8 protein-coding genes and 1 pseudogene are annotated in these 9,438 nt (G+C 54.0%); 7 read left to right on the top strand and 2 right to left on the bottom strand.

Features of this window, described 5'->3' with window-relative positions:
- The 6 genes and pseudogenes from ACLD4K_RS05580 to ACLD4K_RS05555 all read left to right on the top strand — a co-directional run.
- The coding region (locus tag ACLD4K_RS05580) for a PTS fructose transporter subunit IIB (RefSeq protein ID WP_411011510.1) at positions 1-253 on the top strand (253 nt) is incomplete at its 5' end.
- A 20-nt stretch (positions 254-273) separates the two neighbouring features.
- A complete protein-coding gene (locus tag ACLD4K_RS05575) occupies positions 274-1,521 on the top strand; it encodes a PTS fructose transporter subunit IIC (RefSeq protein WP_411011509.1) in 1,248 nt (415 codons plus the stop codon).
- 16 nt (positions 1,522-1,537) lie between these two features.
- Positions 1,538-2,620 carry an aminopeptidase gene (gene ypdF / locus ACLD4K_RS05570; RefSeq protein WP_411011508.1) on the top strand — a complete coding sequence of 361 codons (1,083 nt, stop codon included), beginning with the start codon at positions 1,538-1,540 and terminating at the stop codon, positions 2,618-2,620.
- Positions 2,620-3,660, top strand: coding sequence for an aminopeptidase (gene ypdE / locus ACLD4K_RS05565; RefSeq protein WP_058214727.1), 1,041 nt, complete (start codon positions 2,620-2,622; stop codon positions 3,658-3,660). Before ypdF ends, ypdE begins: the two co-directional genes overlap by 1 nt.
- A gap of 21 nt (positions 3,661-3,681) precedes the next feature.
- Positions 3,682-6,177, top strand: a complete 2,496-nt coding sequence (gene ptsP, locus ACLD4K_RS05560) for a phosphoenolpyruvate--protein phosphotransferase (RefSeq protein ID WP_411011507.1) — start codon at positions 3,682-3,684, stop codon at positions 6,175-6,177.
- 13 nt (positions 6,178-6,190) lie between these two features.
- Positions 6,191-6,271, top strand: a pseudogene (locus tag ACLD4K_RS05555) (hypothetical protein); the annotation flags it as partial.
- A 7-nt stretch (positions 6,272-6,278) separates the two neighbouring features.
- On the opposite strand, the gene ACLD4K_RS05550 reads toward ACLD4K_RS05555, so the two are convergent.
- Positions 6,279-7,133, bottom strand: coding sequence for a helix-turn-helix transcriptional regulator (locus ACLD4K_RS05550; RefSeq protein ID WP_411011506.1), 855 nt, complete (start codon positions 7,131-7,133; stop codon positions 6,279-6,281).
- A gap of 588 nt (positions 7,134-7,721) precedes the next feature.
- Between ACLD4K_RS05550 and alaC the strand changes: the two genes are divergently transcribed.
- The gene (gene alaC, locus ACLD4K_RS05545) at positions 7,722-8,960 is read left to right on the top strand and encodes an alanine transaminase (RefSeq protein WP_411011505.1); all 1,239 of its coding nucleotides are present in this window, start codon (positions 7,722-7,724) and stop codon (positions 8,958-8,960) included.
- A 49-nt stretch (positions 8,961-9,009) separates the two neighbouring features.
- Here the strand turns inward: alaC and ypdK are convergent, their stop codons facing one another.
- Positions 9,010-9,081 carry a membrane protein YpdK gene (gene ypdK / locus ACLD4K_RS05540; RefSeq protein WP_010723117.1) on the bottom strand — a complete coding sequence of 24 codons (72 nt, stop codon included), beginning with the start codon at positions 9,079-9,081 and terminating at the stop codon, positions 9,010-9,012.
- Positions 9,082-9,438 lie beyond the last annotated feature (357 nt).

Genomic DNA, 9,438 nt, shown 5'->3' with positions numbered 1-9,438 from the left:
GGAAGAGGCGGCGGTAGAAGCGGGATACGAAGTCAAAATCGAAACCCAGGGTGCTGATGGTATTCAAAACCGTCTCACGGCGCAGGACATTGCCGAAGCGACGTTAATTATCCATTCCGTAGCAGTAACGCCGGAGGATAACGAGCGTTTTGAATCACGCGATGTATACGAGATCACGCTTCAGGATGCCATTAAAAATGCGGCGGGCATTATCAAAGAAATTGAAGAGATGATTGCCGCCGAACAACCGTAATTCTCGACAGGGATACAGATATGGCCATTAAAAAACGCAGTGCGACTGTTGTGCCCGGCGTATCCGGCGAGGCAGCGGCAGTCAAGAAACCGCAGGCCTCTGGTAATAGCTTCTGGGGCGAGCTACCGCAGCACGTCATGTCCGGAATTTCGCGCATGGTGCCAACGTTAATTATGGGCGGGGTGATCCTCGCTTTCTCGCAGTTGATTGCCTATAGCTGGCTGGACATTCCCGCCGATATCGGCATCATGGACGCGTTGAACAGCGGAAAATTCGCTGGTTTTAATCTCTCCTTGTTGAAGTTCGCCTGGTTATCGCAATCTTTCGGCGGCGTGTTGTTTGGTTTCGCCATCCCGATGTTCGCTGCCTTTGTGGCGAACTCTATCGGCGGCAAACTGGCGTTTCCGGCTGGTTTTATCGGCGGTTTGATGTCCACTCAGCCAACGCAGGTGCTGAATTTTGATCCGGCCAGCCTGCATTGGGTGACCACCGCGCCAGTCCCGTCAACCTTTATCGGCGCGCTGATTATTTCTATCGTCGCGGGATATCTGGTGAAGTGGATGAACCAAAAAATCCAGTTGCCTGACTTTCTGCTGGCCTTTAAGACCACCTTTTTACTGCCGATTCTCTCCGCCATTTTTGTGATGCTGGCGATGTACTACGTGATTACGCCCTTTGGCGGCTGGATTAATGGCGGAATTCGCACGTTGCTCACCGCGGCGGGTGAAAAGGGGGCATTAATGTACGCGATGGGAATCGCCGCCGCGACTGCCATCGACCTCGGCGGTCCCATTAACAAAGCCGCAGGATTTGTTGCCTTTAGTTTTACCACTGACCATGTGTTGCCGGTGACGGCGCGTTCCATCGCGATTGTCATCCCGCCGATTGGTCTGGGGCTGGCGACGCTGCTCGACCGTCGTCTGACCGGTAAACGTCTGTTCAACGCGCAGCTTTATCCGCAGGGTAAGACGGCGATGTTCCTGGCGTTTATGGGGATCAGCGAAGGGGCGATTCCCTTTGCGCTGGAAAGCCCGATCACCGCCATCCCGTCTTACATGGTCGGCGCCATCGTGGGGTCGACGTTCGCCGTCTGGCTGGGCGCGGTGCAGTGGTTCCCGGAGTCGGCAATCTGGGCGTGGCCGCTGGTAAGCCATCTCGGCGTCTATATCGCGGGTATTTTACTGGGCGCGGTGATAACGGCGCTGATGGTGATCTTCTTGCGCCATATGATGTACCGCCGGGGTAAATTGCTGATTGAAAGCCTGTGAAATAAGGACCGATAACATGACGCGACTGACATCGCTTCGCCAATGGCTCATCGAGCGCCAATTAGATGCGGTACTGATCTCCTCGCGCCCGAACAAGCAGCCGCATCTGGGCATTTCCAGCAGCTCAGGATTTGTCCTGATCAGCCGCCAACATGCGCATATTTTGGTTGATGCCCGTTATTACGCCGATGTGAAAGCGCGCGCGAACGGATATTGCACACATCTGCTCGGCGGGCAACAGACGCTGGCGTCGCTGGTGAATCAGATTATCGCTGCGGAAAATCTGCAAACGGTCGGCTTTGAAGGCGCGCAGGTCAGTTGGGAAACGGCGCGTCGCTGGCAGACGGAACTGCAGGCCACCATGATCAGCGTCTCCATTGACGCGCTGCGGCAGGTTAAAACGGCGGTGGAAATCGACCGTATTCGTGAAGCATGTCGCATTGCTGATGCGGGTGCGGAACACATTCGCCGCTTTATCGCGCCAGGCCAGAGCGAGCGGGAAATCGCCGCTGAACTGGAGTGGTTTATGCGCCAGCGCGGCGCGGAGAAAGCCTCCTTTGATACCATTGTCGCCAGCGGCTGGCGCGGCGCGCTGCCGCACGGCAAAGCCAGCGATAAAATCGTGGCGGCGGGGGAATGGATAACGCTCGATTTTGGCGCGCTGTATCAGGGATATTGTTCCGATATGACCCGAACTTTTCTGGTGCCCGGCGCGGGCGCGCCGCAGGAGCATCCGCTGTTTCCCGTCTATCACATTGTCCTTGAGGCACAGCTTGCCGCCATTGCGGCTATTCGTCCGGGCGCGCGCTGTCTGACGGTGGATGCCGCCGCGCGCGACGTTATCGACCGGGCGGGATATGGCGAGTTTTTCGCTCATAACACCGGCCATTCTATCGGCATTGAGGTACATGAAGATCCCCGCTTTTCGCCTGATGACCACACAGTACTTGCACCGGGAATGCTACTGACCGTGGAGCCGGGCATTTATCTGCCGGAGCTGGGCGGGGTACGCATTGAAGATGTTGTACTGGTCACGCCGGAAGGCGCGGAAGTGCTCTATTCCATGCCGAAAACCGTATTACTGACAGGAGCCGCATGATGGATTTATCGCTACTGAAAGCGCTGTGCGAGGCGGATGCGATCGCCGCGTCAGAACAGGAGGTTCGCCAGATCTTACTCGACGAAGCGGATCGCCTGCATAAAGAGGTGCGCTTCGATGGCTTAGGATCGGTATTGATCCGACTTAATGCCTCGGATGGCCCGAAAGTCATGATCTGCGCGCACATGGATGAAGTGGGATTTATGGTGCGCAGTATCTCCGGCGAGGGGGCGATTGATGTGCTGCCAGTGGGCAATGTGCGAATGGCGGCGCGTCAGCTCCAGCCGGTCCGCATCACCACGCGGGAGGAATGTAAAATTCCCGGTCTGCTTGATGGCGAGCGCAGCGGCAACGAGGTGAGCGGACTGCGGGTCGATATTGGCGCGCGTTCTTATGACGAGGTGATACAGGCGGGGATTCGTCCCGGCGATCGTGTGACTTTTGATAGCGCGTTTCAGGTGTTGCCGCATCAGCGGGTGATGGGTAAAGCCTTTGATGATCGGCTCGGCTGCTATCTGCTGATAGCGTTGCTGCGTGAATGGCACGATGCGGAATTACCGGCGGAAATCTGGCTGGCGGCCAGTTCCAGCGAAGAGGTGGGATTACGCGGCGGTCAAACAGCGGCCCGCGCCGTTGCGCCGGATTTAGCCATCGTACTGGATACCGCCTGCTGGGCGAAAAATTTTGATTATGGCGCGGCGAATCATCGGCAAATCGGTCTGGGACCGATGCTGGTGCTGAGCGATAAATCGCTGATTGCGCCGCCAAAACTAACCGCCTGGGTTGAGAGCATCGCAGCGCAAGCGGAAATACCGCTACAGTTGGATATGTTCAGCAACGGCGGAACGGACGGCGGGGCGGTGCATCTGAGCGGAACGGGCATCCCGACGGTGGTGCTTGGTCCGGCAACCCGCCACGGACATTGTGCCGCCTCGATTGCCGACTGTCGCGACATTCTGCAGACACAGCAGTTGCTGTCGGCGCTGATGACCGGTTTTACGCGCGATACTGTGGCTCGCCTGACGGATTTCAGGTGCTGATTTCGCGCTAAAGGAGTAGTTATGTTAACGATAGAGTTTCTCTGCCCGCTGCCTAACGGTATTCATGCGCGTCCCGCGTGGGAGCTGAAAGAACAGTGCAGCCAGTGGCAAAGTGATATTACTTTTATTAATCATCGTCAGAATACGCGGGCGGACGCGAAAAGTTCGCTGGCGCTTATCGGCACCAGTACGCTGTTCAATGATAGCTGCGTTCTGAATATCAGCGGGCGTGATGAAGAACAGGCTAAACGATCGCTGGAGGCCTGGCTTGCGCACCATTTTATCGACAGCGATAGCGTTCAGCCAGGGCCAGCCGAACTGGCGGCGCATCCGCTGCCGCGATCGCTGCTTCGCCTGAATCCGGATTTGCTGTACGGCGATGTGCTGGCAAGCGGCGTGGGCGAGGGGATTCTGACGCTGTGGCAGAGCGATAATCTGGAGGGCTACCGTACTATTCCCGCGAGCGCTGAAGATCTTACCCGCCTTGAAAATAGCCTGGCGACGCTGGCGGAACAGCTTAATCAACAGCTTCGCGAGCGTGACGGCGAGAGTAAAACTATTTTAAGCGCTCATCTGTCGCTAATTCAGGATGATGAGTTTGTGGGGAACATTCGTCGCTTAATGGTTGAACGCCATCTGGCGCTGGGAGCGGCGATTATTACCAATATGGAACAGGTTTGTCGCCAGCTTTCGGCCTCGGCAAGCGATTATCTGCGCGAGCGGGTGAGCGATATTCGCGATATCACCGAGCAGTTGTTGCACATTACCTGGCCTGAAAAACAGCCGCGTAATGCGCTGGTGCTAACACGTCCCACCCTTCTGGTGGCGGAAGACTTAACGCCCAGCCAGTTTTTAAGCCTCGATTTACAGTATCTGTCCGGCATGATCCTCGAAAAGACCGGGCGGACGTCACATACTTTGATTCTGGCGCGCGCTTCCGCGATCCCGGTGCTTAGCGGGCTCTCTGCCGAGGCCATTGGTCGTTATGCGACCCGGCCTGCGGTGCTGGACGCGCAGTGCGGCGTACTGGCGATTAGTCCGGATACCTCGGTGCGCGGCTATTATGCCGTGGCGCAGAAGCTGGCGGATAAACGACAACAACGGCAGGCGTGCGATGCGGCGTTGCTTGCCTGTACGCAGGACAACCAGCGTATCGATATTGCGGCGAATATTGGCACCGCGCTGGAGGCGCCTGGCGCGTTCTCCAACGGCGCAGAAGGCATTGGCCTGTTTCGTACCGAAATGCTGTTTATGGATCGCGACAGCGCGCCGGATGAGCAGGAGCAGTTTGAAGCCTACCAACAGGTTTTGCTGGCGGCGGGCGAAAAGCCGGTGATTTTCCGCACCATGGATATTGGCGGCGATAAAAATATCCGCTATCTCAATATTCCGCAGGAAGAGAACCCTTTTCTTGGCTACCGTGCGGTGCGCATCTACCCTGAGTTTGCCGGGCTTTTTCGCACCCAGCTTCGCGCAATTTTGCGGGCTGCTGTTTTCGGTCATGCGCAGTTGATGATTCCGATGGTGCATAGTCTTGATCAGATTTTATGGGTAAAAAGTGAGCTGAAAAAGGCGGTTGCGGAGCTGCATGGGGAAAGGCTGCGTCACGCGCAGGATATTCCGTTGGGAATTATGGTTGAGGTGCCGTCGGTCTGTTACATCATCGATCATTTCTGCGATGAGGTGAATTTCTTTAGCATCGGTTCGAACGATATGACGCAATATCTGTACGCGGTCGATCGCAATAATCCGCGCGTCTCGCCGCTGTATAACCCGATTACGCCATCGTTTTTACGCATGTTGCGGCAGATTATCCACACTGCCCATGAGCGAGGCAAATGGGTCGGCATTTGCGGCGAACTGGGCGGAGAAAGCCGCTATTTACCGCTACTTTTGGGACTGGGGCTGGATGAGCTAAGTATGAGCAGTCCACGTATTCCGGCGGTAAAAAGTCAGCTACGTCATCTGGATAGTCAGGCGTGTCGGGCGCTGGCGAGTCAGGCTTGCGAGTGTCGCAGCGCCCAGGAGATAGAAGCTCTGCTGAATCAGTTCGCGCCGGAAAAAGAGGTACGACCGCTGTTGGCGCTGGAAAATATCTTTGTCGGCGAGCCGCTCAGTAATAAGGAACAGGTTATCCAGTTTCTGTGCGGTAATCTTGGCGTTAACGGGCGTACCGAACATCCGTTTGAACTGGAAGAGGACGTCTGGCAGCGTGAGGAGATTGTGACCACCGCCGTCGGTTTTGGCGTGGCAATCCCCCATACCAAATCGCAGTGGATTCGCCACTCGTCGATCAGTATTGCGCGTCTCGCACAGCCCGTAGACTGGCAGTCGGAGATGGGTGACGTAGAGTTGGTGATTATGCTGACGCTTGGGGCGGATGAAGGGATAAATCATGTGAAGGTTTTTTCACAGCTCGCCCGTAAGCTGGTGAATAAAAACTTCCGTCAGTCGCTGTTTGCCGCCAATGATGCCGACAGTATTCTGGCGTTGCTGAAGGCGGAGTTAACGTTTTAGCATGGGATAACCGCCTGATGGCGCTGCGCTTATCAGGCCTACGTTCGTGAGTGATGGTAGGCCGGATAAGGCGCTTACGCCGCCATCGGGCGAGCGGTTTGTTACTGAAACCGCGCGCTGTAATCCCCTGGCGTCAGGCCAAACTGACGTCGGAACAGACGGCAAAAATAATCGCTATCCTGATACCCGCAACGCAGCGCGACTTCGTTAATCGGCAAGTGGTATTTCTGCAACATAATACGCGCTTTCGCCATTCGCACCCAGCGAACATACTCCACAAAACTCATGGTGCCATGCTGAGTAAATAGTCTGGACAGGTGGTTGGCGGTGATATTAAAGAACTGTGCAACGCTTTCTCTGTTTAACGGCTGGGCGTAGTTATCCTGTACCCAGTTACAGATACTGTGATAGAGAAATTCAGTGCGTGGACGGCAGATATCGGGGGGCGTATTCACCACGTTCCGGCACAAATGCAGGAGGCTGAGCACCAGCGGCTGGATAATATTTTGTTCCTGAGGCGAACGGCTTAAATGGGTAAGCGCGGTCAGCATTGCTTCGCCTTCGCCACGTTGCAAATGTGGCAATTCGATACGGCGCGTCGGACGTAAAAGCGATGCTGTACGGTTTTCGTAAAACAATAAACCCAGCCAGGAGGGCGCGAATACCAGACTAAGCAGCATCACCGGTTTATCGCTAACCGCCAGGTTCGCCGCACGGGCAGGGATAAACAATATTTCGCCTTCCGTCAGCCGACGCTGCGTTTTTTCCAGTTGATTACCGTATTCTCCGCGCAAGACGATATCCAGCCGGGGGAGGTCGATACATAAGCTGCCGGAGGGCAGGGAGGGGGGCTGGCTGGCAAACCATACGCGTCCTAATCGGTGTGGATTCAGCACCAGACCGCTAAACAGATCGGCAAAAAATTGTTGGTCTGCCGGTAAGTCTGTTTTTTTCATTGCCTTTCCTGTGCATGAATGCTTCAACTGTCTGAATTATTTCACTTTACTCTTGCTGAGCGAAAGGTCAAATACCAGCGCGTTGAGTCATCACGTCATGGCGGTTACTCAGGCGAAAACAGGGATTTATTTTACTATACGTATCCGGTTCGCTGCCTTATTTACGGTTTCATCGCGGCAGCTTGCCGGAAAGGATCCTTATTTTCGGGGAAATGTCTCTGAAAAATACCGCAATATGACATGATCGAATACCATTAGCGTTAGTAAGGGTTTTGGTTAAAGAGGAAAAACCACAAAATCAAAAGGGGATTATTTGAGATAAGGTTTATTGACAGGAAATTATCGTCGGCTGCGCCACGTTACGTAAATTCAATGATATCAGGTTGTTAACAATATGGTTTGTTTGATGCTATAACTGACACGCTTAAAAAAGTAAATTTTTACGGTTGTTCCTCTTTTTTCATCGCTAAAAAATATTTTCATTAGCCTCTCGACAGGAAGAAAATTTTCAGGCTATTTTCTAAAGGAGCCACCATCGTGGCAGCGTCGCTCGGACGGTCCGGGCGCTAACGTTAATCTGAGGATATTATGGCTGACTTCCGCCCTGAACGTCGCTTTACGCGTATCGATCGCCTTCCGCCCTATGTTTTTAACATCACCGCTGAACTCAAAATGGCTGCGCGTCGGCGCGGCGAAGATATTATTGATTTCAGTATGGGTAATCCTGATGGCGCAACCCCTCCCCACATTGTCGAAAAACTTTGCACCGTCGCGCAGCGTTCGGATACGCACGGTTATTCCACGTCTCGCGGCATACCGCGTTTACGCCGCGCGATTTCTCACTGGTATCAGGAACGTTATGATGTCGATATCGATCCGGAAACCGAAGCGATTGTGACCATCGGTTCCAAAGAGGGACTGGCGCATTTAATGCTGGCGACGCTGGATCATGGCGATACGGTACTGGTGCCGAACCCCAGTTACCCGATTCATATCTATGGCGCCGTTATCGCCGGGGCGCAGGTGCGTTCGGTTCCATTGGTAGAGGGGGTGGATTTCTTCAACGAGCTGGAGCGCGCTATTCGCGAAAGTTATCCGAAACCGAAAATGATGATTTTGGGTTTTCCGTCTAACCCTACGGCCCAGTGCGTCGAACTGGAGTTTTTTGAAAAAGTGGTCGCTCTGGCTAAACGTTATGATGTGCTGGTGGTGCACGATCTGGCGTATGCCGATATCGTGTACGACGGCTGGAAAGCGCCATCCATTATGCAGGTGCCCGGCGCGCGCGACGTGGCGGTCGAATTTTTCACACTGTCGAAAAGCTATAATATGGCGGGCTGGCGTATTGGGTTTATGGTGGGTAATAAAACCCTGGTCAGCGCGCTGGCGCGCATTAAAAGTTATCACGATTATGGCACCTTTACCCCGCTTCAGGTGGCGGCTATCGCCGCTCTGGAAGGCGATCAGCAGTGCGTGCGCGATATCGCCGAGCAGTATAAACGTCGTCGCGATGTGCTGGTGAAGGGGCTGCATGAGGCGGGCTGGATGGTTGAAATGCCGAAAGCCTCAATGTACGTCTGGGCGAAAATCCCGGAGCAATATGCGGCGATGGGGTCGCTTGAGTTTGCCAGGAAGCTGCTGAATGAGGCGAAGGTTTGCGTTTCTCCAGGGATAGGCTTTGGTGATTATGGCGACACCCATGTACGCTTTGCATTAATAGAGAATCGCGATCGCATTCGCCAGGCCGTCAGAGGGATTAAAGCGATGTTCCGCGCCGATGGCGTGCTGCCGTTACATCCAAAACCCGTTGAGGCGAGCACGGAGTAGAAAAGCAAACAGGAGCCCCATGGCTCCTGTTTTTCTTTGCATTGTACTTTTAAATCATCAGGGCGAAAGTACCGGCCCAAACGATGACCATAAATGAAATGCCCATAAAGAAATATTTCACGTTTCATCTCTCCGCGTACCTGTCGTACGCCTAAATGAACTTACACTTACCTGATTATAGAGAGTTGATGCCGGACAATACGAAATTGAGAATTATTCGTGTTTCTACCGCCTGCATCACCTCAGAATTCTGCGCGTCATCGCTCCAGACGGCGCTAATGTACGCCTAAAAATGAGGTGAAACAAGAGGCATTTTCTTATTTACTTTTAGTAACTTACAAGTGTCGGGGATCGGCGACAGTTTAATTTCTGACAGTGATGAATCGCTATTGAGCGACGCCGCCGACACAGTAAAAATTGCCTGTAAACAGGGGGCTTATCGCTAAAAGCAGGAATGAGTAATTTACGGTATGAATAT

This window comes from Salmonella sp. 741265055_HSA (assembly GCF_046569525.1).
GTDB lineage: Bacteria > Pseudomonadota > Gammaproteobacteria > Enterobacterales > Enterobacteriaceae > Salmonella > Salmonella enterica.
This window is presented reverse-complemented; position numbering and strand designations above follow the sequence as displayed.

What these genes read in the sequence shown, in the direction of transcription:
- ACLD4K_RS05575 (WP_411011509.1), top strand. Translation starts at nt 274, where the DNA reads ATGGCCATTAAAAAACGCAGTGCGACTGTTGTGCCCGGCGTATCCGGC.
- ypdF (WP_411011508.1), top strand. Translation starts at nt 1,538, where the DNA reads ATGACGCGACTGACATCGCTTCGCCAATGGCTCATCGAGCGCCAATTA.
- ypdE (WP_058214727.1), top strand. Translation starts at nt 2,620, where the DNA reads ATGGATTTATCGCTACTGAAAGCGCTGTGCGAGGCGGATGCGATCGCC.
- ptsP (WP_411011507.1), top strand. Translation starts at nt 3,682, where the DNA reads ATGTTAACGATAGAGTTTCTCTGCCCGCTGCCTAACGGTATTCATGCG.
- ACLD4K_RS05550 (WP_411011506.1), bottom strand. Translation starts at nt 7,133, where the DNA reads ATGAAAAAAACAGACTTACCGGCAGACCAACAATTTTTTGCCGATCTG.
- alaC (WP_411011505.1), top strand. Translation starts at nt 7,722, where the DNA reads ATGGCTGACTTCCGCCCTGAACGTCGCTTTACGCGTATCGATCGCCTT.